Here is a 24,147-nt window from a genome sequence, read left to right as displayed (position 1 = left end):
GGTTTTTTCGGGGGCGGATCTCTTCGCCCCCGAAACTGACGAAAGACGCATCATGCAATTTCTGGGGTGGACCGCATGGCACTTGGTTTGACGGGATATGTTGTCCTCGCCATCATTCTTCTGACAGTCGCTGCTTTTTTCATGGCGCGCAGCCGGGCAAAGTCCACCGCAGGGGGCGACATCCGGCTTTTGCACTCGCTGCCCAACTACTACGGCTATAATGCCGCGATGTTTGCAGCCGTGCCTGCCTTTGGCGTTCTGATGATCTGGCTGCTGGCGCAGCCGATGATCATCGAAAATTCCGTATTCAAACTGATCCCGGAGCGGATTGTCAGCGAAGGCTCGTCACGCGGGCTGGTGATGAGCGACGTGCGCCGTGTTGCCGAAGGGCTGGACATTGCCGTGGCCCAGGGCGCGCTGACCGATGACGAGGCCGATAATATCCGCACCGAATTCAAGGATGTGCGCAGCATTCTGGGCAGTGTGGGTGTCGCCTTGGGGTCGAATGTGGAGCCCGAAGTGCTCTACGCGGCGCAACAGTATCGCGCAAAATCCGAAACGGGCACTTTCTGGATGTCGGTTGCGGTTGTGGCACTGGCGGCCCTGGGGGCGGCGCTCGCGATCTTTGTGACCAACGCGGATTTCAGAGCCCGCAATACGGTCGAACGGGGCGCATTGGCGCTGCTGATCCTTGCCGCCTCGCTGGCCATTCTGACCACGGTCGGCATTGTTCTGTCGATGCTTTTTGAGAGCATCAATTTCTTCCGCCTGCACCCTTGGACCGACTTTTTCTTTGGCGGCAGCTGGGCGCCGAACTTTCGCGGCGACAGCGATCTGTCCATTCTGCCGCTGCTCTGGGGCACGCTCTATATCTCGGTGATCGCCCTGCTGGTCGCCGTCCCCATCGGGTTGTTTGCCGCGATCTATCTCAGCGAGTACGCGGGGCCCAAGACCCGCTCGGCGGCGAAACCCCTGCTCGAAATCCTCGCGGGTATCCCGACAATCGTCTACGGTCTTTTTGCCCTGCTCACGGTCGGACCGGCTTTGGTCAGCATCTTCGGACGGGGCGAGGCCGGTCTGCTGGGCGTGGACTGGATGAGCGGTGCGACCGCCGTGCTGACCGCCGGACTGGTCATGGGCATCATGCTGATCCCTTTTGTGTCCTCGCTCAGCGATGACATCATCAACGCGGTGCCGCAATCGATGCGGGACGGGTCCTTCGGGCTGGGTGCCACCCATTCCGAAACCATCCGGCAGGTCGTGCTGCCTGCCGCCCTGCCGGGGATTGTCGGCGCCGTGCTGCTGGCCGCCAGCCGTGCCATTGGCGAGACCATGATCGTGGTGCTGGGGGCAGGGGCCATTGCGAAATTTTCCCTGAACCCGCTGGAGGCGATGACCACCATCACCACGCGGATCGTCAGTCAGTTGACCGGGGATACCGATTTCGCCAGCCCCGAGACCCTCGTGGCCTTTGCCCTCGGCCTGACCCTCTTTGTCCTGACCCTCGGGCTCAACGTCCTCGCCCTCTACATTGTGCGCAAGTATCGGGAGCAATACGAATGACCGACGCGACCACCTCTTCCCTGCCGTCCGCGACACCGGTTTCCGGCAAGGGCTCGCTGATGCAGCAGGACGCGCGCACGCGCAAACGCAACGCGGCTGAGACGCGGTTCAAGGCCTATGGGATTGCTGCGATCACTATCGGGATGCTGATGCTGCTGGTGCTGGTCTACAACATCGTCTCGCGCGGCACCGGGGCGTTCCAACAGACCTTCGTGACGCTGGAGGTGGCACTGCCCGCCGAGAAGCTGGACAAAAACGGCACGCGCAATCTCGACGACATCAAGAAGGTGTCGACCTTTGGCTACACCCCGCTTTTGCGCGATGCCTTTGAAGCGAAGATCGCCGAAAAGAACATCGAGACCGAGCTGTCGGGCAAGGAAATGGCCGGTATCCTGTCCGCCGGTGCCGCGGCGCAGCTGCGGGATTTTGTGCTGGCGGATCCAACGGTGATCGGATCAACCGTCGCCTTTGAATTCCTCGCGTCCAGCCGCGTGGACGGCTACCTCAAGAACCGCGTCAGCCGCGACAGTATTGCCAATGACAAGAACATCAGCGCAGAGCAACTCGACTTCGTGGATCAGCTGACGGCCTCCGGCGCCATCGAAAAACGCTTCAACCTGGATTTTATCACCGGCGCCGACAGCTCTGACGCCCGACCGGAGGCCGCAGGCATGGGCGTGTCGATGATGGGCTCGTTCTTCATGATGCTGGTGGTGCTGGCGCTTGCGTTGCCCATCGGCGTGGCGGCCAGCATCTATCTTGAGGAATTCGCCCCCAAGAACTGGCTGACTGATATCATCGAGGTGAATATTTCGAACCTGGCGGCGGTGCCGTCGATCGTCTTTGGTATCCTGGGCCTTGCGGTCTTCATCAACTATATGCACCTGCCTACCTCTGCCCCTCTGGTGGGCGGGCTTGTGCTGACGCTGATGACCCTGCCGACCATCATCATTTCGACGCGGGCGTCGCTCAAGGCGGTGCCGCCGTCGATCCGGGATGCGGCCCTGGGGGTAGGGGCCTCGAAAATGCAATCGGTCTTTCATCACGTGCTGCCGCTGGCTGCACCGGGCATCCTGACCGGCACGATCATCGGGCTGGCACAGGCGCTGGGGGAAACCGCACCCCTCCTGCTCATCGGCATGGTCGGCTTCATCGCCTCGAACCCACCCGACAGCATTGCCAGCGGTCTGCTCGATCCGAACTCGGCCATGCCCGCGCAGATCTACGAATGGGCAAAACGCGCCGACCCCGCCTTTTATGAACGCGCCTGGGGGGGCATCATCATCCTGCTCTTGTTCCTGGTCACGATGAACACCATCGCCGTGATTTTACGTCGTCGCTTTGAGCGCCGTTGGTAAGGGGAGACACGAAAATGAACGATATGAGAATACTGGAGAGAGACGTGGACACCAATACCATCAAGATCGCTGCACGTGGCGTTCAGGTCTACTATGGCGACAACCACGCGATCAAGGACGTGGATGTCGACATCCAGGACAAAACGGTCACCGCCTTCATTGGCCCGTCGGGCTGTGGCAAATCCACCTTTCTGCGGTGCCTCAACCGGATGAACGACACCATCGATGTCTGCCGTGTCGAGGGGGACATCCACATCGACGGTGAAGACATCTATGACAAGCGCGTCGATCCGGTGCAGCTGCGCGCCAAGGTTGGCATGGTGTTTCAGAAACCGAATCCGTTCCCCAAGTCGATCTATGACAATGTGGCCTACGGACCGCGCATTCACGGGTTGGCCAAGAACAAGGCCGAGCTGGACGAGATCGTCGAAAACGCCCTGCGCCGGGCAGCAATCTGGAGCGAGGTCAAGGATCGTCTGACCGCGCCGGGCACGGGTCTTTCGGGTGGTCAGCAACAACGCCTGTGCATCGCGCGGGCTGTCGCCACCGAACCCGAGGTGCTGCTGATGGACGAGCCGTGCTCGGCGCTCGACCCGATTGCCACGGCCCAGGTTGAGGAACTGATCGACGAGCTGCGCCAGAACTATTCGGTGGTGATCGTGACCCACTCCATGCAGCAGGCGGCGCGGGTCAGCCAGAAAACCGCCTTCTTTCACCTGGGCAACCTTGTGGAGTATGGTGAGACCGGGAATATCTTTACCAACCCCGAAGATCCCCGGACGGAAAGCTACATCACAGGTCGGATTGGATAACCACATGCAAGATCAACACATTGCCTCTGCTTTCGACCGTGACCTGGAGGCTATTCAGGCACAAATCATGAAAATGGGCGGGCTGGTCGAGGCCGCGATCCGTGATGGCGCGCAGTCGCTGGATACCCGTGACGAGGAACTGGCCGAGCAGGTGCGCAAGAACGACCGCACCATCGATGAGCTCGAAGAGATGATCAATGAAGAGGCTGCGCGTGTCATTGCTCTGCGCGCGCCCACGGCCCGGGATTTGCGCCTGATCCTCAGCGTCATCAAGATCAGCGCCAATCTGGAACGCATTGGCGATTACGCAAAAAACATGGCCAAGCGCACGGGCGTTCTGTCACAGATGGCGCCGGTGGATGACAGCACCGGAGCGCTGCGGCGGATGTCGCGCGAGGTGGAGCGGATGCTGAAAGACGCGCTGGACGCCTACATTCAGCGGGACCCGGAACTGGCGAGCGAGGTCATCAACCGCGACCACGACGTTGACCAGATGTACAACGCGCTCTTCCGCGAATTCCTGACCTTCATGATGGAAGACCCGCGCAACATCACCGCCTGCATGCACCTGCATTTCATCGCCAAGAACGTGGAACGCATGGGCGATCACGTGACATCGATTGCCGAGCAGGTTGTCTATCTGGTGACCGGTGAGCACCCCGAAGATGCGCGCCCCAAAGCCGATAAAACATCAGTGGTAGCAGAAGGATAAGCCCCATGTCCGCCGATCAACCCCGCGTTCTGGTGGTCGAAGACGAGCCCGCGCAACGCGAAGTGCTGGCCTATAATCTGGAGGCCGAAGGATTTGCCGTCAGCCGTGCCGAAAACGGTGAAGAAGCCCTGATGCTGGTCGATGAGACGGCGCCCGATGTGATCGTGCTCGACTGGATGATGCCGAACCTGAGCGGGATCGAAGTGTGCCGCCGTCTCAAGATCAAGTCCGAGACACGGGCCATTCCGATCATCATGCTCTCGGCCCGCTCCGAAGAGGTGGACCGCGTGCGCGGGCTGGAAACAGGTGCCGATGACTATGTGATCAAACCCTATTCGGTGATTGAGCTCATGGCGCGGGTGCGCAGCCAGTTGCGCCGCGTGCGGCCCGCTGCTGCCGGGGAACGGCTGGAATACGAAGACATCGTGCTCGATTCCACCAGCCACCGGGTCAACCGGGGCGCCAGTGAGCTGAAACTGGGGCCGACGGAATTCCGCCTGCTCTCCACCTTCATGGAAAAGCCCGGACGGGTGTTTTCCCGCGAACAGCTGCTGGACCGCGTGTGGGGCCGCGACATCTACGTCGATACCCGCACGGTCGATGTGCATATCGGGCGTTTGCGCAAGGCGCTGACACAGTTCGGCGGGTCGGATCCGCTGCGCACGGTGCGCGGCGCGGGCTACGCGCTGGGGTAGGGGGCCTTACTTACGCAGCAAACGGGCGCAGGCGCAAAATTTCACGCGCCTGCTGCCATGTAGCGACGGGCCGTTCGTATTTTTCGCAGAGATCAGCGGCGCGCTTGATCAACGCCGCGTTTGACGGCGCGAGCCGTTCGCGGTCCAGCCGCACGTTGTCTTCCAGACCTGCACGGGTGTGACCGCCCGCGGCAATGGCCCACTCGTTCACCTCGATCTGCGCCGGACCGATGCCGGCCGCGCACCACGCGGCATCCGGCGCGCGCGACTTCACGGTTTCCACATAGAAATCAAAGACCTGCTTGTCCGCAGGCATCGCGTTTTTAACCCCCATGACGAATTGCACATACAGTCGCCCGTGCAGCTTGCCGGCCTCATGCATCCGGATCGCGTGCAGAACGTGAGATAAATCAAAGGCTTCAATCTCGGGCGTCACCTCATGGGTGCGCATTTCCGACGACAGCCAGTCCACCAGGTCGGGCGGGTTCTCATAGACACGGGTCGGGAAGTTGTTGGACCCGACGGAGAGGGACGCCATGTCCGGGCGCAAGGGTAACATACCGCCGCGTTCTTGCCCGGCGCCGGACCGGCCCCCGGTCGAGAACTGGATGATCATGCCAGGGCAATGCTTTTCAACACCTTCCTTCAGCCGTGCGAACTTCTCCGGGTCGGAAGAGGGGGTTTCGTCAGCATTGCGCACATGGGCATGGCAGATCGACGCCCCCGCCTCAAAGGCTTCCTGCGTGCTTTCAATTTGCTCGGAGACGGAAATCGGCACCGCCGGGTTTGCCGCTTTTGTTGGCACGCTGCCGGTGATCGCGACACAGAGAATACAGGGATCAGACATCGAAAAATACCGTTTCTTGAGGGCCTTGAAGGTGAATATTAAAGTGATACATGCCATCATCCGCTCGACTGGCGAGTAAGGTTGCGATGCGGGATTTATCTTCGATCCGGGCCAGCACAGGATCATCGGCATGTGCGGCGGCATCTTCCGGGAAATACATCCGGGTGTGCAGGCCGATGTTAATGCCCCGCGCCACAATCCAGAAGGTGATGTGCGGCGCCATCAGATGCCCGCTTGCATGGGCCACAGGCCCTGGTTTGATCGTGTCGAACTGCCAGGTTCCGGTCTCACCGTGACCGGCCTGGCGCCCCCAGCCGGTAAAACCCGACGCATCATTGCCATAGTGGCCGTCCGAATTCGCCTGCCATATCTCGACAAGCACGTCCTTGAGCGGCGCGCCGGTACCATCAAAAACTGCGCCCGTGATGCTGATCCGTTCACCCGGCGCGGCGTCTGTCACCATCCGCTCCCCCAGATCATTTGGATAAACGTCTGAAATTCCGCAGAAATTCGGCACACAGCCAATGTGGACGTAAGGTCCTGCAGTCTGCGATGCGCTCTCAAACAGTTTCGACATCACATACCCTCCGGCCGGTTTTCGAAGTAGCTCGCCCGGCGGCCCCGCAGCACAATGTCAAAACGATACGCCTGCGCATCCATGGGGATTGTGTGCTGCATGTCCAAGGGCGCGATGAGCCGCTCTGTGGCGTCCCGATCCGGGATCGCGGCCACGATGGGACAGCGCCAGATCAACGGGTCTCCCTCAAAGTACATCTGTGTGATCAACCGCTGTGCAAAGCTTTGGCCAAAAACGGAAAAATGGATATGTGCAGGCCGCCAGTCGTTCACGCCATTGGGCCAGGGGTAGGGGCCCGGTTTCACCGTTCGAAAGCTGTAGTGTCCCTGCTCGTCCGTCATCACCCGGCCACATCCGCCGAAATGCGGATCAAGCGGCGCGAGATATCCTTCGTTTTTGTGACGATAGCGACCGCCGGCATTGGCCTGCCAGACCTCGATCAGCGCATTGGGCACGCCGCGCCCGGTTTCGTCCAGCACATGCCCGTGCACGATGATCCGCGGTCCCAGCGCCATTTCACCGGGGGCTGCGAAATTCGTGATCAGGTCATTGTCGAGCGGCCCCAGCATATTTTGGTCGAAAACCGGGCCTGTCTCTTCGCTCAAGGTGCTGGGCAGGGAAATCTTGGCCAGGCGCGGTGATCGTGTCAGGCTGGTCTTATACCGCGGCGTGAGCGCGGGCGGCTGACGCGTCCAGTCGCGCGCCATGTAACCGCCTTTGGTATCCGTCATGGTTTGTCTTCCATCTCGGCAAAGGTCTGCTTGGCCAGCTTCAGCGCGTGATTGGCGCGTGGCACACCGGCGTAGATCGCAACATGCTGGAATGCCTCGATCACGTCTCTCTTGCTGGCACCAGTGTTTATGGTCGCGCGGATGTGCATCGGGATTTCGTCGAAGTTTCCGAGCGCTGCCAGCAGCGCCAATGTCAGCATCGAGCGTTCTCGCAGGCTGATGCCGTCCGACGCCCAAACCGTGCCCCAAGTGCCTTCGGCAATCAGTTGCTGAAAATCGGCATCGAGATCTGTCTTGGCAGCTTCGGCCTTGTCTACATGCGCGTCGCCCAGAACCTCGCGGCGTTTGCGCATGCCATTCGTGTAGCGTTCTGACATAGCTCTCCCCAAAGGCCAGTTTGGCACTGGTCCACGTCCACCATAAAGGATGCGCATGCTCCGAGGGAAGTTGATACTTTCACAGCGCTTGGTTCAAGATGAGCTCAATGGAACGCCCATATTGTGAATAGATATTTAATTTACATAATGTTGATTATACAATTTACAGAACTGCCGTTGAACAACTCTGCTTGCTCTGACGTTTAGGTCCCTTCCGGAACTGAACCGTACGTACGCTGTTTCAACTTCCGAGCCCAGCATGACAGCTAGACCCAAATCAACGGATAGCGGAATCTTGCGATTGAAATACACTCAGTCACTGAGTTCTCCGCCGACGTAGTCTGTCCAGTGAAGAACGCTCGCAGCCGGTCCATCAACCACTGCTTTTTGGATTAAGTATTTTTCCCAGATTACTGAATCTATTTATATTTGTCCGAATGCGCGTGTGCGCGCGACCATAGACAGGATAGAAGTTGCCACATATCCGATAACTCGGCACGCCTGCCCCTGTCGGTGACCGGGTCTCTGATCTGATCTGTCGGAAGGTCTGTGCATGGGCCTTTTCTCACCTTCAGTCGGCAGAGGTCACGACATCGTCTTCGGCAAAAGTATGCTGCTTGCTGGCACCGGCGTTCGCATTCCGACGCGGCGGAGGGTATTCCTCGACAGGAACCAGCTGGGAGTGAGAGACGTGGCGGAGACCGTGATCCAAGAGGACATGACGATTCAAGGTAACCTCGTGGCCAAGGACGGGGCAATCTCCGTCGGCGGCAAAGTTACGGGGGATATCGACGCAAGATCAGTCGGGGTCCTGGCGAAAGGTGTCGTGAAAGGCGCAATTGGCGCTGATGAGGTCAGGATTGCTGGCCTTCTCGAAGGAAGTGTGAAGTGCGGTGCGCTGGCTTTGGATGAAGAATCCGAGTTGAAAGCTGACGTGACGGCGGGCAGCATGACAATGAGTTCCGGGGCCAAGATATCCGGGCGCGTGGAGGCCCGTGGTGGCTGATATCAGATCTTACGATTTACGTAGCGACCGATACGCGGACTAAAGCGATCCTTCAAAGCGAGCTGGTAGAGTTCCGGGCCAGACGGATGCGCCAGAGGGCAACTCTGGTCACACATTGGAACGTTTGCAGTTCATGCTCTTGACGGAAGTCATCTGGCCGAGCCCTAGCAGGCGCAGGGACGCCCTGACAGTGTGGAGAAGCCTTTGCACCCGCCCTATCCCACCGTGCTGGACACCGCGCGGTTTGAAGGTCTATGCATGCACATCACCGACTGCGAGTACCCTATGACCTCCATCCTCATTCTGAACGGACCGAACCTCAACCTGTTGGGCACGCGCCAACCTGAGGTCTATGGCACGACGACATTGGCAGATATCGAGGTCAGTTGTTCCAACTGGGCGACGGACAACGGCTGTGACGTCAGCTTCATGCAGTCCAACCATGAAGGTGCGCTGCTTGACGCGATCCATGCGGCACGCGGGGTTCATCAGGGGATCGTGCTGAATGCCGGTGCCTATACGCATACGTCCATCGCCTTGATGGACGCGCTGGCCTCGGTGGAGATCCCTGCCATCGAACTGCATCTCAGCAATGTGCACGCGCGCGAAGAGTTCCGGCACAGGTCCTTCATCGCAAAGGTCGCGATTGGTCTGATCTGCGGGTTTGGTGCACATGGCTATCTTCTGGCACTCGACGCCATGAAGCAGCATATCGAAGATTAATTTCGACGCGTAACTGTCTGAAAAATAAAAAGGCGACACCGAGGTGCCGCCTGTTCATGTCGTTGAGGCTGTACGGTTCAGCCTTTAGCGGCCTTGGCAACCTCGGCGGCGAAATCCTCTTTCACCACTTCGATGCCTTCGCCCACTTCAAGGCGCACGAAGCCGGTGATGGTGGCACCGGCCTCTTTCGCGGCATCGCCCACGGTCAGATCGGGGTTGACCACGAAGGACTGGTTCAGCAGCGTGACTTCGGACATGTACTTCTTCATCCGTCCAACGATCATCTTCTCGATCACCGCCTCGGGCTTGCCGCTTTCGCGCGCGATGTCCATCTGGACCTGCTTTTCCTTGTCGACAACCGCCGGGTCCAGATCTGCTTCGGACAGGGAGGCCGGGTTCACCGCCGCGATATGCATCGCAACCTGCTTGCCAAAAGCCTCGTCGCCGCCGGTCATCGCCACCAGCACGCCGATTTTGCCCATGCCGGGCGCTGCGGCGTTGTGCACGTAAGACACAACGGTGTCGCCATCAATGGCGGACATCCGGCGTACGGACATGTTCTCGCCGATGGTGGCGATCTTGTCCGTGACCACGGTGGCGACGGTTTTGCCGCCCATATCCGCGTTGTTCAGCGCGTCCACATCAGACACGGACAGCGCAACGGAGGCGATGCCCGCAACCATTTCCTGGAACTCGGCGTTTTTGCCGACAAAGTCGGTTTCCGAGTTCACCTCAACCGCAACACCGTGTCCGCCGTCAACCTTGACAGCAACCAGGCCCTCCGCCGCCGTACGGCCGGATTTCTTGGCTGCCTTGGCCAAACCCTTGGTGCGCAGCCAGTCCTGTGCCGCTTCCATGTCGCCGTCGGTTTCGGTCAGCGCTTTTTTTGCGTCCATCATGCCTGCGCCGGTGGTATCGCGCAGCTCTTTGACCATAGATGCAGTGATCGCCATCTGAGGTTCTCCTTTGGGAATCGTCGGACCACATGTCCGTCATAAAATCGGGCCGCGGGCCCGTCGTAAGTCAGGTCGTGCTGGGGCAGGTCATCCCTGCCCCATATGTCATGCGTGTGACAGGATCAGCTTGCCGCTTTTTCCACGGTCTCTTCTTTGGATTCGATGTCCAGCGGTGCATCGCCCGACATCACATCGTCGGAAACTGTTTCCGAAGACGCCTCTCCAACTTCGACGCCTGTGGGCTCGGCCACGGCCTCTTCGACCGGCGCTTCTTCCATCGCGCCCAGATCAACGCCTGCCGCACCCAGTTGCGCGCTCATGCCGTCGAGGGCCGCACGGGCCGCCAGATCGCAGTAGAGCGAGATGGCGCGGGCTGCGTCGTCGTTGCCGGGGATGATGTAGTCGATGCCATCCGGCGCACAGTTGGTGTCAACCACGGCCACAACCGGAATGCCCAGCTTGTTGGCTTCGGCGACGGCCAGCGCTTCTTTCTTCACGTCGATGACGAAGATCAGGTCAGGACGACCGCCCATTTCGCGGATACCGCCGAGGGAAGCCTGCAGCTTGCCCTGATCCCGTTCCATGCCCAGACGCTCTTTCTTGGTCAGGCCGGCAAAGCCGTTCTCCGACTGCTCGTCGATGTTCTTGAGGCGGTTGATCGACTGGGACACGGTCTGCCAGTTGGTCAGCGTGCCGCCCAGCCAGCGGTGGTTCATGTAATACTGTGCGCATTTCTCTGCCGCATCCGCGATCGGCTGTTGGGCCTGACGCTTGGTGCCGACGAAGAGAACGCTGCCGCCTTTAGCGACGGTTTCACGGATCACGTTCAGGGCCGCGTCCAGCATGGGAACGGTCTGGGTGAGGTCCATGATGTGGATGCCATTGCGCGCGCCATAGATGAACGGACCCATGCGGGGGTTCCAACGCTGCGTCTGGTGGCCGAAGTGTACGCCTGCTTCAAGCAATTGGCGCATGGTGAACTCTGGAAGAGCCATGTCAGTATACCTTTCCGGTTTTATCCTCGGCGGGGGCATGACAGATTTCTGCCAACCGGCGGACCCTTGAGGATGTCTCCCCCAAAAGGCCCAAACCCCGCCTGCGGGTTTCAGTGGCCGCCGTATAGGCCAGTCATTGCCTTACCGCAAGGGCGGAAACCCCTCATTTGCGCAATATGTGACCGCATTTGCGGCGCTGGGTGCTTGTCACTGGCGGAAAGCACATTCTAGTATCTTCTCAACCGACCCCGCAGAGGGCCGGACGATCCAATGATCTACCACCGGGAGTGACCATGACCTTTACCTTCAAGTCCGCCATTTTGGCGATTGCCTTTTCTGTTCCAGTTTCCGCCCTGGCTGCGCCCGTGCAGCTCAACCCCGCCAACCCGCAGCCCGCTGCCAGCAGCCTGACCCCGGGCCTTGCGGTGCTTTATGCGTTTCCGGGTGATGTGCGCACCGTCAAGGACGCACAGAACGCGCTGAAACGAAAGAGCGTCGCGGGCGCGCCGCTCGCGGGGCTGTCCTATGACGACAACAGCGAGGGCGATCCGACGCTGACATCGGACAAGGCGACCAAGGTGGCCGCCGCAATCTCGGGCTATATCAAGTTTGACACGCCGGGCACCTATGTTCTCGATTTCCTCAACAATGACGGGCTGGAGATCAGCATCGGCGGGCAGGTCGTGGGCGACTATGACGAAGTGCACTCTTGCGGGTACGCGGGCGAGATCGAAGTGGCGGTGCCCAAAGCCGGATATTATCCGCTGGAGGCCACCTATTTTCAGCGCAAGGGCACGGCCTGCCTGATGATGGAGTGGGGACCGGACAGCGACGGGTTGGAACTGGTGCCCGATTCAGCGTTCTTCCACTGATTTGCGGGCGCCCTGCCCCTCTGCCTCGAAGCCTGCCCTAACGCGGGCTTCGCAGGCTGCGGCCAGCGCTTTGCGATCCGCAAATGCGCCAACTTGCAACGGCCTGTCGTAGACGACGGTGACCTGCCCGTGGCGCAGGGTGGCCAGCATTCTTAGAAAATGGCTGCCAAAATCCATATCCCCCCACCACCCGTAAAAACGGCCGTCCGCCTGTGCGGGGGCGTCGTAGATAACGGACACAGGCTGTATTTCCAGCGTTTCGCGTAACTCGGGCGCAAAGAAGGCCGCAAAAAGCGTGGTCTTGAAGGGCAAGACGCGCTGCCCGTCGCTGCTGGTGCCTTCGGGGAAAAACAACAGGCGATGGCCTGCGCTGAGCCGCTCTTTGAACAGCGCTGCCTGCGCCGCCGCCTGCGCGCGGCTGCGCTCAATGAACACCGTGCCCGTCGCCCGTGCCAGCCACCCGATCCCCGGCCAGCCCGCAACCTCGGATTTCGAGACGAAATAGATGCGCTTCGAGGCGTTCAGCACAAAGATGTCGAGCCAGCTGGCGTGGTTGGCCACCGCCGCCCCCGGTCCATGCGCCGGGTCCCCTTTTACGCGTAGGGTCACACCGATGATGCGCAGCGCCATCCGGCAGACAAAAACGGTGATATGGGGGGTGATCGGGCGGGCAATGCCAAAAACGGGGCGCTCGATCAAGCGGACCAGCAACAGCAGCGCCAGCCCGCCAAAAACCAGAACGGCCAGCGGCAGGCCCCGAAGCAGGATCAACAGATAGCCAAGCGCTGTCCGCCGCGGCGCGGGCGGCGGCGCATCCCCGAACCACGTCGTGTTCATACCGCGTCGCTCTGATAGAGGCGAGCCTGCCGTTCGTTCATCCGCGCTGTGTCCAGGATCAGGCAGACATCCGTGGTGTTGAAGGCATGATCGATAAAGGCCCCCTCGCCCACAAATCCACCCAGCCGCAGATACGCCTTGATCAGGGCGGGCACGGAGAGCATCGCGGCGCGCGGGTCCAGCGCATCCTCTGCCACAAGGTCCATGTTCTGGTAGGCGGCCTCCTGCGCCCGTACGCGTAATTCTTCCGGGGCCAGATGGCGGTGGTGCAGAAGTGACAGGGCTTGTGCAAGAGCTCCCACATCCGTCCCGTGGAAACTCGCCACGCCGAACAGCACTTCGATCTCATGGTCCGCGATGTAATTGGCCAGCCCGCGCCACAAGTGAAACATGGCCATGCCGCCGCGATACGCCGGATGCACACAGGAGCGCCCCAGCTCCAGCAAGCGGCGGTTGGACTTCAGCAAAATCGAGAGGTCGTACTCATCGGCGGAGTAGAACTGCCCCGCCGCCTCTGCCTGATCGGAGCGCATCACCCGGTAGACCCCGACCACCTCGCCCCGGGTCTCATCGGTCAGCAGCATGTGATCGAAAAACGGATCGAACCTGTCCTTCTCAAGACGGGCCGCGTGATCCACCAACGCACCGCCGCCCCCCAGTTCCTCGACAAAAACCGCATAGCGCAACCTCTGTGCCGCTTCGAGGTCCGCATCAGTCTCCGCAAGCCTGACCGAGAACGTGGATTTAAGCTTTGCGTCCATTTTTGCGGGGGTCATCCTGGTTTTCGGAAATCTGGTTTGCTCTTAGTGAATTGGCGGCGTGCTTGCAACGCAACAGCTGTCGCGGGTTTACAATCCAGAGGTGTGCGTTAACCTTTTGGCAAGGTTCTTCATCCATCAAACACCGGGGTCAAGGCAACACGGGTACTATCAATGACGATCTTCCCTTCGTCGCGAAAATTCACGGTGACACGGGCGTTTATGTTGCTTTGGACCTGTCCTGTCCCCCATTCGGGGCGGTCCGGATGCCGTACAAGCATACCGGGTGACAGGATCGCGTTTAAATCTTCCATGGCACCCTTTCGCGCAGGAGACAGTAGATGGGCCACAGCAATATTAACCTTGCCGCACTGATCGGCAGCCGCATCTGCCATGACCTGATATCGCCGATTGGCGCCATCAACAATGGTCTGGAACTTCTTGGCATGTCGGGTGGCACACCCGGCCCGGAAATTGATCTCATCCAGGAAAGCGTCGGCAATGCCAGCGCCCGCATCCGGTTCTTCCGTATCGCCTTTGGCGCGGCGGGGGAGCAGATGATGGGTCGTGCCGAGGTGATCTCGATCCTTGACGACCTGATGGACGGTGGCCGTCTGGATGTGGCCTGGGGGCCGCTCGACCCGCAGCCCCGTGGCGAAGTGCGCATGGCCTTTCTCGCGTTGCAATGCCTGGAAAATGCGATGCCGTATGGCGGGCGTATCGAGATCAGCAATGACGACAGCAGTTGGCTGCTGCATGGCCAGGCCGACAAGCTGAATATCGATGAGCCGCTCTGGAACATCCTGGCCACCCGGGACGCGCCTGCAGACCTGCGGCCGGCGCAGGTTCAATTCGCCTTGCTGCCGATCATCGCGGGGGACGCGAGCCGCCGGATCGTCACGGAAATGTCGGACACGCAGGTCAAGCTGCGGTTCTGAGGCCCTGCAACCACGTCACCAAGCGCGCGGCTCTCAGGGCGATCAGGCGCGCACCGTCCCGTCCCCGGTGACCAGATACTTGAAACTGGTCAGTTGAGCGGCCCCGACCGGGCCGCGCGCGTGCATTTTGCCTGTGGCAATGCCAATCTCCGCGCCCATGCCGAATTCGCCGCCATCGGCGAATTGCGTCGATGCGTTGTGCATCAGGATCGCGGAATCCAGTTCCATCATGAAACGTCGCGCGACCTCCGCGTCTTCAGTCAGGACGCAATCCGTGTGGTTCGACCCGTGTGTGCGAATGTGATCCATCGCCGCATCAAGATCAGGTACCACCCGTGCCGCGATGATCATATCGAGGTACTCCCGCCCCCAGTCGTCTTCCTGTGCCGCCACGGTGCCCTCGATCGCGGACAATGTCGCATCGGCGCGCACTTCGACACCAGCGTCGATCAGCGCGCGGATAAGGCCACGCCCCATCGTCTGCGCGATATCTTCATGGATCAGCAGACATTCCGCAGAGCCGCAGATGCCCGTGCGCCGGGTCTTGGCGTTGAGCACGACTTTGAGCACCTTCTCTGGGTCGGCGTCCTTGTCGATGTAGATGTGCACGATGCCTTCGAGATGCGCGAAAACCGGCACCCGCGCCTCGCGCTGCACCAGACCGACAAGGCCCTTGCCGCCGCGCGGCACGATCACATCAATCGTGTCGGTCATGGTCAGCATTTCAGACACCGCCGCCCGGTCGCGGGTTGGCACCAGCTGAATGGCATCCTCCGGCAGACCGGCATCGCGCAGCCCTTTCACGAGGCACGCGTGTAAGGCTGAGGACGAATGAAAACTCTCCGAGCCGCCGCGCAGAATGACGGCGTTGCCTGCCTTGAGGCACAGCGCCCCGGCGTCGGCCGTCACATTGGGGCGGCTTTCATAGATCACGCCAACGACGCCCAGCGGTGTGCGCACCCGTTGAATGTGCAGCCCGGTGGGCTGGGTCCACTCCGCGATCACCTCGCCCACGGGATCGACCTGCTCCGCGATGGCGCGCAGCCCGTCGATGATGCCGCGCAGCCGGTCTTCGTCCAGCGCCAACCGGTCCATCATCGCATCGGACAGACCTTTGTCGCGCCCATAGTCCAAATCCTTGGCATTGGCGTCCAGAATGGCGGCGCGGTCCGCCCAGACCTGCTCTGCCGCGGAAATCAGGGCGGCGTGCTTGCGTTCGGCACTGGCAAAGGCGAGGCTGGCTGCCGCGGCTTTTGCCCGCGCGCCGATCTCGGCCATCATCACTGGGATATTATCCATATCTTTCATTGCACTACATCCCGTTTTTAATTCTCGTAAAGATTGAAATCCGCGCTCAACACGTTGCTACAATGCCATATCGTCGCGGTGGATTAAAGCGGCGCGCCCGGGATACCCCAGCAGCGCCTCGATTTCCTGCGATTTCCTGCCTTTGATGATCTGGGCCTCTTCTGCGGTATAGCGGGCCAGACCGTGGCCCAGAATATGGCCGCTCCCATCCGCGATCGCGACGGCATCGCCGCGCTGGAAGGTGCCCGACACGGCGGCAACGCCTGCTGGCAGCAAGCTCTTGCCGGACATTAATGCGGCCACGGCACCTGCGTCCAAAGTGACCGTGCCGCGCGGCTTCATCGCTGCAATCCAGCCCTTGCGGGCGGCCTGCGGGTCCGTATCGGCGGTGAACCAGGTGGCGGGCGCACCGGTATGAAGCTGGCGCAGCGGGTTCATCGGTGACCCTTCCGTGATCGCCATCGCACAGCCGGCGGCGGTGGCCGTTTTGGCAGCCATCAGTTTGGTCTTCATCCCGCCTTTTGAGAGACCAGAGCCCGCGTCGCCCGCCATCTCCTCGATCTCGCCGGTGATCTTGTCGATGACATCGAACCGCTTTGCCTGCGGATCGTCATTCGGGTTCGCGCTGTAGAACCCATCCACATCCGACAGAAGGATCAGCTGATCCGCGCCCACGGTCACGGCGATCTGTGCCGCCAGCCTGTCGTTGTCGCCAAAGCGGATTTCATCGGTGGCAATGGTGTCGTTCTCGTTCACGATGGCCACAACGCCCAGCGACAAAAGCTGCTCCAACGTGGCGCGGCTGTTGAGATAGCGACGGCGGTTGGTACTGTCCTCGAGCGTGACCAGCACCTGCGCGGTGGTGATGCCATGCGGGGCCAGCACCTCTTCATAGGCGCGAGCCAGCCGGATTTGTCCGACGGCCGCAGCGGCTTGCGATTGTTCCAGCGCCAGCTCCTGCGAGGGCAGTCCCAACACCCCCCGCCCCAAGGCAATGGAGCCGGAGGAGACCAGCACCACATCAACTTGCCGCGCTTTCAGCCAGGCGATGTCTTCGGCCAGTGACGTCAACCAGTCAGCGCGCAGATGCCCGGTCTGCCGGTCTACCAGCAGGGCAGAGCCGATCTTGACCACAATCCGCCGGGCGGCGGTCAGGGATGCCACGGCTCTTCCTCCACGACAGGTTTGTGGCGCAAACGGTCGTCGTCGATCTGCCCGCGCAGCGTGCGCAGCACCTCAGTTACACCCTCGCGGGCGACACCGGACATCAGCATCACCGCGCCGCCACTGGCCTGTTCAAGCGCCTCACGCGCGGCGGCCCGTTCGTCTTCGTCCAGCGCGTCGATCTTGTTCAGCACGGTCACGCGGGGCTTTTCCGCAAGATCACCGCCATAGGCTTCGAGTTCGGTGATGATTGTCTGGTAGTCTTCGGCGACGGTCTCTGAGGTGCCATCAACAAGGTGCAAGAGGACGGCACAGCGCTCCACATGGCCCAGGAAGAGATCCCCCAGCCCCCTACCCTCGGACGCGCCTTCGATCAGGCCCGGGATATCGGCCACGACGAATTCGGTATTGTCCACACCGACGACCCCGAGATTGGGGTGCAGCGTAGTGAACGGATAGTCGGCGATCTTGGGGCGCGCGTTGGAGGTGGTCGCGAGGAAGGTGGATTTGCCGGCATTGGGCAGCCCAAGCAGCCCCACATCCGCAATCAGTTTCAGCCGCAGCCACAGCGTGCGCTCGACCCCCTCCTGCCCCGGATTGGCCCGGCGCGGTGCCTGATTGGTCGAGGATTTGAAATGTAAGTTGCCAAACCCGCCATTGCCGCCCCGGGCCAGTTGCACACGTTGGCCCACTTCGGTGAGATCGGCGATCACCGTTTCCTGATCCTCATCCAGAATCTCGGTGCCCACCGGCACCCGCAACACGATATCATCGCCATCCGCGCCCGTGCGTTGGCGGCCCATGCCGGGGATGCCGTTCTTGGCAAAGAAATGTTGCTGATAGCGGAAATCGATGAGCGTGTTCAACCCCTCCACCGCTTCGGCCCAGACCGAGCCACCGGTGCCGCCGTCGCCACCGTCGGGCCCGCCGTATTCGATATACTTCTCCCGCCGGAAGCTGACACAGCCACCGCCGCCCGCGCCAGAGCGGATATAGACTTTGCACAGATCGAGAAACTTCATGGGGGCTTCCTAGCCTTAAGGGGCGCAGCCCTCAATCACAGTTTTCGCAAATAGGTCCAGGTGGGCACCGTGGTGTCGCGCGCCACGCTGAAACTTTCGGCATCGCCGAGGTATTCAAAGCCGCAATGTGTCAGCACCCGCGCCGAGGCCGGATTGTCCTGAAAGACACTGGCGAACATGGTCTTGTTCTCCAGCGGGTTCGCCTCGACCAGCGCTTGCACCGCGTCCGACGCGAGGCCTGTGTTCCAATAGGGCGGTGCGACCCAATAGCTGACCTCCGACTGGTCGCGATCCATCCGCTCCAGCGAGATCAAGCCCATCAGCTCAGAGCCGTCAGCGATGGTGCCATCCATGGCCCAGACGTCCTCGTCCCGGTCATTCGACATGGCGCGGGTAACAAAGGCTTCGGTCCGGCCGGGCGGCAGCGGGTGTGGAATGCCGGTGGTCATGCGCGCCACGCGTTCATCGCCGCCATAAAGCTCAATCAGCCCCATGTCAGACTTGCGCAGGGGCCGCAGAACAAAACGCTCCGTTTCAACGGTCGGCTGTACCGTGATCTTTCCCATTTCCACCGTCATGTCCCTCCTCCGAACAATACGAACAACACCGACGCGACGGTTACCGCCGCGAGGGTCCACATTAGATAAGGTTCCATTGCCGTTCCCGCTATGGTGCGCGCGATCCCCTCACCGGCAAGTGTCCAGAGCGGATGCAGCAGAACCTGGCAACCGAGCAATACAGCAGCAATGGTTGCTGTTGCCTCAATAACCGGCGTGCCGGGGGCCACGAAGGCCGTGAATCCGCCCACAATCATGGCCCAGGCCTTTGGGTTGAGCGGGTGCACGATCAGGCCCGCGGCAAAACCGGGGGCCGCCTGCGCCTGATCCACGGCGCCCAACCGCGCATGCGCCACGCGCCAGGCCAACCAGATGATGTAGGCAGCCGAGGCGTATTTTAGCGCCTCGAAGACCCAGGGCGCCTGCTCTGCCAGTTCCATCAGGCCGAAGCCAACGGGCCAGATCACCAACTGCTTGCCAAGCGCGACACCCGCCACGAACGGCAGTGCGGCGCGAAAGCCATAGCGCGCCCCGGTGGTCATCAGGGCCATATTGGCCGGTCCCGGCGTGCCGACCTGACTGGCCGCGAAAATCGCAAAAGAGGTGACCGCGACGCTCATGTCGTGCCCCGCCATGCTTCGAGCGACAGCGCCATTTTCTGCAGCGTCACAGGCGTGCGCGTGGCGAGACACTCCGCAACCTCGATCCGGGTGGGGTGAAACCCCAGCTTTGACAGGATGCGGGCCGAAGCCGCGTTTCCCTGCATGTAACCGGATCGCAGATCGGTTCGGTGCCTGCGAAAGTAGCGACCGACCAGCGCGGTCGCCGCTTCGAACGCATAGCCCAGCCCCCAGAACGGTTGCCCCAGCCAATAGCCAAGTTCGTTTTGGATCGAACAGCAGCCGATGACCTTATCCGACGTATCGTCTGCGCGGGTCACCGCCAAAACCATGTCGTCCCCGGCGTGGCGCGCAAAGAACCCGCGCGCATTCTGCGGCGAATACGGATAGGGCACGCGCGTCAGCCAGCGCGACACCGACAGCGTGCCGATGAGCTCCGCCACACGCGCCGCATCCGCGTCCCGGAAGGGGCGCAGCACGAGGCGGTCGGTCTGGATGCATTCTGACATCGGCTTGGCCTAACACGTGGGTGTGGCGAAAATGAGAAAGGGGACCGGCGGTGTCGCCGATCCCCCTGAATGTGTCATGTCCTTGGGAAAGGGCTTATTCAGCGGCCTCCGCCACCGGCAGGACCGAAATAAACGTACGGTTCTTGAGACCCTTGTGGAAGGTCACGGCGCCATCGACAGTTGCAAAGATCGTGTGATCCTTGCCCATGCCCACGCCTTCACCCGGCCAGAACTTGGTGCCGCGCTGACGCACGATGATGTTGCCGGGGATGGCCGCCTGGCCACCGTAGAGTTTCACGCCAAGGCGACGACCCGCTGAGTCGCGACCGTTCCGGGATGAACCACCTGCTTTTTTATGTGCCATTTGGTCTCTCCTTAGCCTTTGCTGAGTTCTTTGGCCTGTTCGATCCAGCCTTCACGCTCGATCCGGCCCTTGAACGACAGTTTCTCGTCCATAGCAGCAACGTCCTCTTCGGTCCATGCCGCAATCTGCGCAAAGGAGGTGACGCCGCCTTCATGCAGTTTTTTCTCAAGCGCCGGGCCCACGCCGGACAGCTTTTTCAGATCGTCCGCGCCCGCGTCGGCCTTGGCCGCCTTGGGAGCTGCTTTTGCCTTGGGCGCATCGGCCTTGGCTTCGGCTTTCTTCGGGGCCGCTTTCTTGGGGGCTGCCGCTTCGACCGCTTTTGCGGAAACGGAGCCCGCGCCCATGGCGGCCTTCACGCCCGACTTATCCGCACCGGAGGCCAGGATATCGGTGACCTTGATCAGGGTCAGCTTCTGACGGTGGCCCTTCGTGCGCTTGGAAGAGTGCTTCCGGCGGCGCTTGACGAAGTTGATGACCTTCTCGCCCTTGACCTGATCGACGACTTCGGCCTGAACGCCGGCGTCTTTGACGAAGGGTGCGCCGACAACGGTCTTGTCGCCCCCCAGCATCAGAATATCGTTGAATTGAACGGTTTCACCCGCATCAGCAGCCAGTTTCTCAACGCGGAGCGTATCGCCCGCCTGAACCTTGTACTGCTTGCCGCCAGTCTTGAGGACTGCAAACATAGCATTTCCTTTGCTCAACCGCGTCCTGTGGTCCCCAGCATTGGGCGTTTTGGCCTGATGGCCACCTCGAACAGCGCACTCCGGTCGGAGTGATCGTTTTATAAGAGAACAAGGCCCGGCGAACCGGACCTCATTTATGAAGCCGCCATGTGCACCACCCGCACGCCCATGTCAAGCACGATCCCTCAGATATCGTTGCCCGCAGCATTGAGCGCCACCGCCCGCCCCAGACCATAGGCGATGTCGGTAAAGACATTCTCATACCCCTTGAACAGAGCCGCGTTCAGCTGCTTGCCCGCCGGACTTCGCGAAAACGCCTCATAAGCCTCCAGATCGCTGATCTCCAGCGGTTGCTGGGCCAGCAGGAAGTATCCGTGCAGCCAGGATTGCGCCTCTGTCCGCAACGTCTGTTCCGACTCCCATACCTGCGCAAGGATCTGGTCTTCTGTCATCTGCAGCAACCCGCCATCCGCCAGGCCGCGCGAGAACTGGTAGCTGGCGCTCATGGTCAGAGCCACGTTCAGGTCGAGAAAACCATTGGCCGCAATGAACGCCGTCAGCAAACGGCGATGCGGATCATCTTCCGGCAGATCGGCGAAGGCATCGGCGGCCGTCTCTTCCACGGAGGGATCCATCATGGCCCGGCGCGCGGCGATCTCCAGCGCTGTGATCCGCTGCCCCCGCAGGCTGTCGAAGAACTGCACCGCCACGTCGAGCGCCTCCGGGTCCATGCCCGTTTTCAACGCCGTGTAAAAGCTGTCCTCGATGGCATTGGGCGCGTAGAGTTGAGAGACCTGCTCCTGCCAGAAGGCGCCCCCCTGCCCGTTCAGCATATCGTCGTTGAGGCCCTCGGCGTCGCTCAACCCTTCTGTGCGCAAGGCATCTACAAGTTCCGGCACCCGCAGCGCATCCATCAGCACGGTCACCCGCGCGTCCGCCCAGAGCGGCGCGGCCGTCAGGCAAAACGCAAAGGCAAGGACGGCAGCGCGCATCGTTCAGAGGTCCTGACTGGGTTGTAACGCGCTCATCCGATCGGCCACGGCCTCATAGCGGTTGGCCATGATTTCAAACTGCACCGCATTCATCAATTCATAGACCCGCTGCATCTTGGGGTCTTCGAGCGCATCCGCATAGGCCGTGACATCGGCATCAGAAAACGCCTGATAGGTATAGGCCGAGCCGGAGAGCGCGGAGATCTGCATGCTGCGCCGCATCTCCCCTTCCTGCGACTTGAGGTTTTCGCGCAGATCAGCCTCGTCCATGCGCAGCTCGATCACACCCGCCGCTGCCGCCGCCATCAGAAACCGCACCTGCACCTCCTGAATGGCGCGGATCGAGGCATCTTCGGATCCCGTCGCCTTGTTCAACCGCTTCAATTCCTCCAGACGGGGCGAGCCGATCTGCACCAGCCCGGCAACAATCGCCTCTCCGCTTTCGCTCTTGAGCTCCTCGTCTTCCTTCATATGCGAGGCGTTTTCCGCCACGACGAGACGTTGCCCCAGGTCGGAGGCGTAAAAATCCACAGCATGGGTCAGAAGCTCGTCGCTCAGGGTCTGGGACAGGATGTCCAGCGCCATGGCGTGCATCTGGTCGGTATCGAAGACGTCTTCCACCAGACGGGTCCACTCCGACCCGAAATCATCCGCCTCCAGCCCGATCATGTTGGGCGCCGTCTCTGCCGTCAGCTTGATGCTCTCAAGCGCCACGTCAAAGCCGGTCACTTCCAGAAAAGCTTCGAGCCGGTCGAGATCGGCCGTGCGTGCGGGGCCTGCAAGCACGCCTGCCATCACTGTGATCATTAAGAACGCAGCGCAAACTCGGATCAGAGGTATCATGTCGGTCTCCTGTGGGGCGTTTTGCCTGTTACAGAAAACTTAAGTGTTTTCCGCGTCGGGGCAATGAAATTTCCCGTGTAAAGGCTCGGTTGGCTAATCCGCTCTTGTCACAAGCCGAAAAGCCGAATAAACGCCGCTGCACCAGACCCCCGCGGAGAGGTGCCGGAGTGGTCGAACGGGGCGGTCTCGAAAACCGTTGTGGGTGCAAGCCCACCCAGGGTTCGAATCCCTGTCTCTCCGCCAGCTTACCCTACGATCGAGTGTAACGAGGTTGATACTATCCTACACTTTTCAGTATCTTATCAGATCTGAGAACAGTTTGTTGTCGGATTGAGGTCTAGTAGATGCGATTGGATTTGATTATTTTTGGCGGGTAGGGTCAATAGGGCACAAAAGGTGCGGTGAACACGGAGTGCCAGACTTAGAAGATATTCTTTGCACGCAAGCGCATCCCGGATCACAGCCCGTAGCACTTAGAAGTTACGAAGACGCCCTTCAATATTACCGAGCTGGAGAAGTCGCAGGCCGTCTATTTCCGCGCATTGACGAGCGCTGGAATGTAAGAACGATCAACGATCAGAAGTACAATTGCGAAGACCCGTTTATGCGAATGTTCATAAAAAAACCCTCTACTGCCGGGGTAAGCCTCCATTTCAAATCGCCAGAGAAATTACGGCGGAAATTGAATTCGTCGTAGGTAGAGGAACACCGCATAAAGATTTGGTGCCGCGAAAAAATCACCGTCTAGCCTTTAGGAGACAACTGAATTTGCTCTTGGAGAAATGGTGTCAATCTCCAAAAACTATAAAGTCGGAACCGAGCCTCCCTTGGGTTGCTTCTGCGCTGGGTATAGAAAAAACCGACAATGACTGCGTTCAATCGTACAAAGATGCGTTGCTTGCGGAACTAACCAAAAACGCAACGAGCAAGGCATGACCCACATTTTCTAGCAACTGGACTTGATGCAACCCGTTGCAGCAAAATGCAATTTTCACCGAATTTTTTTTGCATTTAAAGAGCGGCTAAATTCGTACTCAGCCAAGCCCGAACGACCGCCATTGGTCGCTCAAGTTTAAAGGAGTACAACGAAATGGCCGCAGCTACCTTGCAGATATCTGGCAGCGATGCCTCATACATCAATCCTCCCGGCGTGACCAAAAGGTCCGCCAAGGACAAGTTCGTAAGTGCCGAACAAATCGCTGCGTGTCTAGCCCCCAGTTTCAGTACCACTAATTTGGCGTTTCTCTAATAAGGTTTCAGGCACAGGAGGGCGCATGCCAAGCGCGTGATGTGGCCGGATTTGGTTGTATTGTCTGAGCTAGACA

General features: G+C 60.4%; 28 protein-coding genes and 1 tRNA gene. 10 read left to right on the top strand and 19 right to left on the bottom strand.

Going from position 1 to position 24,147, the window contains the following annotated elements; genetic code table 11:
* Window positions 1–75 precede the first annotated feature (75 nt).
* From pstC to phoB, 5 genes are read left to right on the top strand one after another with little or no spacing between them, the layout of a single operon-like run.
* Entirely contained in the window at window positions 76–1,563 is a 1,488-nt protein-coding gene (gene pstC, locus ISX84_RS10515) for a phosphate ABC transporter permease subunit PstC (protein WP_195820329.1), read from the top strand.
* Window positions 1,560–2,921, top strand: coding sequence for a phosphate ABC transporter permease PstA (gene pstA, locus ISX84_RS10510; RefSeq protein ID WP_195820328.1), 1,362 nt, complete (start codon window positions 1,560–1,562; stop codon window positions 2,919–2,921). The genes pstC and pstA overlap by 4 nt, the downstream gene beginning before the upstream one ends.
* A 14-nt stretch (window positions 2,922–2,935) precedes the next feature.
* Entirely contained in the window at window positions 2,936–3,733 is a 798-nt protein-coding gene (pstB, locus tag ISX84_RS10505; RefSeq protein WP_195820327.1) for a phosphate ABC transporter ATP-binding protein PstB, read from the top strand.
* Between the two features lie 4 nt (window positions 3,734–3,737).
* Window positions 3,738–4,445, top strand: coding sequence for a phosphate signaling complex protein PhoU (gene phoU / locus ISX84_RS10500; RefSeq protein WP_195820326.1), 708 nt, complete (start codon window positions 3,738–3,740; stop codon window positions 4,443–4,445).
* A 5-nt stretch (window positions 4,446–4,450) separates the two neighbouring features.
* Complete coding sequence (gene phoB / locus ISX84_RS10495; protein ID WP_195820325.1) at window positions 4,451–5,140, top strand: phosphate regulon transcriptional regulator PhoB; 690 nt, start codon at window positions 4,451–4,453, stop codon at window positions 5,138–5,140.
* A gap of 10 nt (window positions 5,141–5,150) precedes the next feature.
* On the opposite strand, the gene ISX84_RS10490 is transcribed toward phoB, so the two are convergent.
* The 4 genes from ISX84_RS10490 to pcaC are packed head-to-tail and all read right to left on the bottom strand — an operon-like array spanning window position 5,151 to window position 7,672.
* Window positions 5,151–5,987, bottom strand: coding sequence for a 3-keto-5-aminohexanoate cleavage protein (locus ISX84_RS10490; RefSeq protein ID WP_195820324.1), 837 nt, complete (start codon window positions 5,985–5,987; stop codon window positions 5,151–5,153).
* Entirely contained in the window at window positions 5,980–6,564 is a 585-nt protein-coding gene (gene pcaG / locus ISX84_RS10485) for a protocatechuate 3,4-dioxygenase subunit alpha (RefSeq protein WP_195820323.1), read from the bottom strand. Before pcaG ends, ISX84_RS10490 begins: the two co-directional genes overlap by 8 nt.
* Entirely contained in the window at window positions 6,564–7,295 is a 732-nt protein-coding gene (gene pcaH / locus ISX84_RS10480) for a protocatechuate 3,4-dioxygenase subunit beta (protein ID WP_195820322.1), read from the bottom strand. Before pcaH ends, pcaG begins: the two co-directional genes overlap by 1 nt.
* Entirely contained in the window at window positions 7,292–7,672 is a 381-nt protein-coding gene (pcaC, locus tag ISX84_RS10475) for a 4-carboxymuconolactone decarboxylase (RefSeq protein ID WP_195820321.1), read from the bottom strand. The genes pcaH and pcaC overlap by 4 nt, the downstream gene beginning before the upstream one ends.
* Before the next feature lie 553 nt (window positions 7,673–8,225).
* Here pcaC and ISX84_RS10470 point away from each other — a divergent pair.
* Entirely contained in the window at window positions 8,226–8,678 is a 453-nt protein-coding gene (locus ISX84_RS10470) for a bactofilin family protein (protein ID WP_195820320.1), read from the top strand.
* A gap of 285 nt (window positions 8,679–8,963) precedes the next feature.
* Window positions 8,964–9,401, top strand: a complete 438-nt coding sequence (aroQ, locus tag ISX84_RS10465) for a type II 3-dehydroquinate dehydratase (RefSeq protein WP_195820793.1) — start codon at window positions 8,964–8,966, stop codon at window positions 9,399–9,401.
* Window positions 9,402–9,478: 77 nt separating this feature from the next.
* Here the strand turns inward: aroQ and tsf are convergent, their stop codons facing one another.
* Together tsf and rpsB are read right to left on the bottom strand one after the other, a co-directional pair.
* On the bottom strand, window positions 9,479–10,354 hold the full coding sequence (gene tsf / locus ISX84_RS10460; RefSeq protein ID WP_195820319.1) for a translation elongation factor Ts: 876 nt from the start codon (window positions 10,352–10,354) through the stop codon (window positions 9,479–9,481).
* 125 nt (window positions 10,355–10,479) lie between these two features.
* Window positions 10,480–11,352 (bottom strand): 30S ribosomal protein S2, encoded by an 873-nt coding sequence (gene rpsB, locus ISX84_RS10455; RefSeq protein WP_195820318.1) that lies wholly within the window; start codon window positions 11,350–11,352, stop codon window positions 10,480–10,482.
* Between the two features lie 293 nt (window positions 11,353–11,645).
* Here rpsB and ISX84_RS10450 point away from each other — a divergent pair, with 293 nt between their 5' ends.
* Window positions 11,646–12,224 (top strand): PA14 domain-containing protein, encoded by a 579-nt coding sequence (locus ISX84_RS10450; protein WP_195820317.1) that lies wholly within the window; start codon window positions 11,646–11,648, stop codon window positions 12,222–12,224.
* Here ISX84_RS10450 and ISX84_RS10445 read toward each other — a convergent pair.
* From ISX84_RS10445 to ISX84_RS10435, 3 genes are all read right to left on the bottom strand, one after another.
* Window positions 12,207–13,061, bottom strand: a complete 855-nt coding sequence (locus tag ISX84_RS10445) for a lysophospholipid acyltransferase family protein (protein WP_195820316.1) — start codon at window positions 13,059–13,061, stop codon at window positions 12,207–12,209. The two genes, ISX84_RS10450 and ISX84_RS10445, sit on opposite strands and share 18 nt — an antisense overlap.
* On the bottom strand, window positions 13,058–13,837 hold the full coding sequence (locus ISX84_RS10440; RefSeq protein ID WP_229884260.1) for a GNAT family N-acetyltransferase: 780 nt from the start codon (window positions 13,835–13,837) through the stop codon (window positions 13,058–13,060). Before ISX84_RS10440 ends, ISX84_RS10445 begins: the two co-directional genes overlap by 4 nt.
* Before the next feature lie 113 nt (window positions 13,838–13,950).
* Window positions 13,951–14,133 carry a DUF3553 domain-containing protein gene (locus ISX84_RS10435; RefSeq protein WP_195820315.1) on the bottom strand — a complete coding sequence of 61 codons (183 nt, stop codon included), beginning with the start codon at window positions 14,131–14,133 and terminating at the stop codon, window positions 13,951–13,953.
* 27 nt (window positions 14,134–14,160) lie between these two features.
* Here ISX84_RS10435 and ISX84_RS10430 point away from each other — a divergent pair, with 27 nt between their 5' ends.
* Window positions 14,161–14,757 (top strand): histidine phosphotransferase family protein, encoded by a 597-nt coding sequence (locus ISX84_RS10430; RefSeq protein WP_195820314.1) that lies wholly within the window; start codon window positions 14,161–14,163, stop codon window positions 14,755–14,757.
* 42 nt (window positions 14,758–14,799) lie between these two features.
* On the opposite strand, the gene ISX84_RS10425 is transcribed toward ISX84_RS10430, so the two are convergent.
* The 10 genes from ISX84_RS10425 to ISX84_RS10380 form a co-directional block, all read right to left on the bottom strand.
* A complete protein-coding gene (locus tag ISX84_RS10425; protein WP_195820313.1) occupies window positions 14,800–16,065 on the bottom strand; it encodes a glutamate-5-semialdehyde dehydrogenase in 1,266 nt (421 codons plus the stop codon).
* Between the two features lie 57 nt (window positions 16,066–16,122).
* Entirely contained in the window at window positions 16,123–17,229 is a 1,107-nt protein-coding gene (proB, locus tag ISX84_RS10420; RefSeq protein WP_195820312.1) for a glutamate 5-kinase, read from the bottom strand.
* Window positions 17,217–18,251 (bottom strand): GTPase ObgE, encoded by a 1,035-nt coding sequence (obgE, locus tag ISX84_RS10415; RefSeq protein WP_195820311.1) that lies wholly within the window; start codon window positions 18,249–18,251, stop codon window positions 17,217–17,219. Before obgE ends, proB begins: the two co-directional genes overlap by 13 nt.
* Window positions 18,252–18,286: 35 nt before the next feature.
* The gene (locus ISX84_RS10410) at window positions 18,287–18,829 is read right to left on the bottom strand and encodes a GNAT family N-acetyltransferase (RefSeq protein ID WP_195820310.1); all 543 of its coding nucleotides are present in this window, start codon (window positions 18,827–18,829) and stop codon (window positions 18,287–18,289) included.
* On the bottom strand, window positions 18,826–19,428 hold the full coding sequence (locus tag ISX84_RS10405; RefSeq protein WP_195820309.1) for a LysE family translocator: 603 nt from the start codon (window positions 19,426–19,428) through the stop codon (window positions 18,826–18,828). Before ISX84_RS10405 ends, ISX84_RS10410 begins: the two co-directional genes overlap by 4 nt.
* Window positions 19,425–19,937 (bottom strand): GNAT family N-acetyltransferase, encoded by a 513-nt coding sequence (locus ISX84_RS10400; RefSeq protein ID WP_195820308.1) that lies wholly within the window; start codon window positions 19,935–19,937, stop codon window positions 19,425–19,427. Before ISX84_RS10400 ends, ISX84_RS10405 begins: the two co-directional genes overlap by 4 nt.
* Before the next feature lie 94 nt (window positions 19,938–20,031).
* Entirely contained in the window at window positions 20,032–20,301 is a 270-nt protein-coding gene (rpmA, locus tag ISX84_RS10395) for a 50S ribosomal protein L27 (protein ID WP_195820307.1), read from the bottom strand.
* A gap of 11 nt (window positions 20,302–20,312) precedes the next feature.
* Entirely contained in the window at window positions 20,313–20,987 is a 675-nt protein-coding gene (locus tag ISX84_RS10390; protein WP_195820306.1) for a 50S ribosomal protein L21, read from the bottom strand.
* 185 nt (window positions 20,988–21,172) lie between these two features.
* Window positions 21,173–21,979: a DUF2059 domain-containing protein gene (locus tag ISX84_RS10385; protein ID WP_195820305.1), complete on the bottom strand. Its 807-nt coding sequence runs from the start codon at window positions 21,977–21,979 to the stop codon at window positions 21,173–21,175.
* A gap of 3 nt (window positions 21,980–21,982) precedes the next feature.
* Window positions 21,983–22,774, bottom strand: coding sequence for a DUF2059 domain-containing protein (locus ISX84_RS10380; RefSeq protein WP_229884259.1), 792 nt, complete (start codon window positions 22,772–22,774; stop codon window positions 21,983–21,985).
* A 201-nt stretch (window positions 22,775–22,975) separates the two neighbouring features.
* Here ISX84_RS10380 and ISX84_RS10375 point away from each other — a divergent pair.
* A tRNA-Ser gene (locus ISX84_RS10375) sits at window positions 22,976–23,065 on the top strand.
* The last annotated feature ends 1,082 nt before the right edge of the window (window positions 23,066–24,147 follow it).

It is taken from the genome of Roseobacter sp. MH60115, assembly GCF_015644665.1.
Lineage (GTDB): Bacteria > Pseudomonadota > Alphaproteobacteria > Rhodobacterales > Rhodobacteraceae > Roseobacter.
The sequence above is the reverse complement of the archived record's forward strand: the minus strand, read 5'-3'. Positions and strand labels throughout refer to the sequence as shown.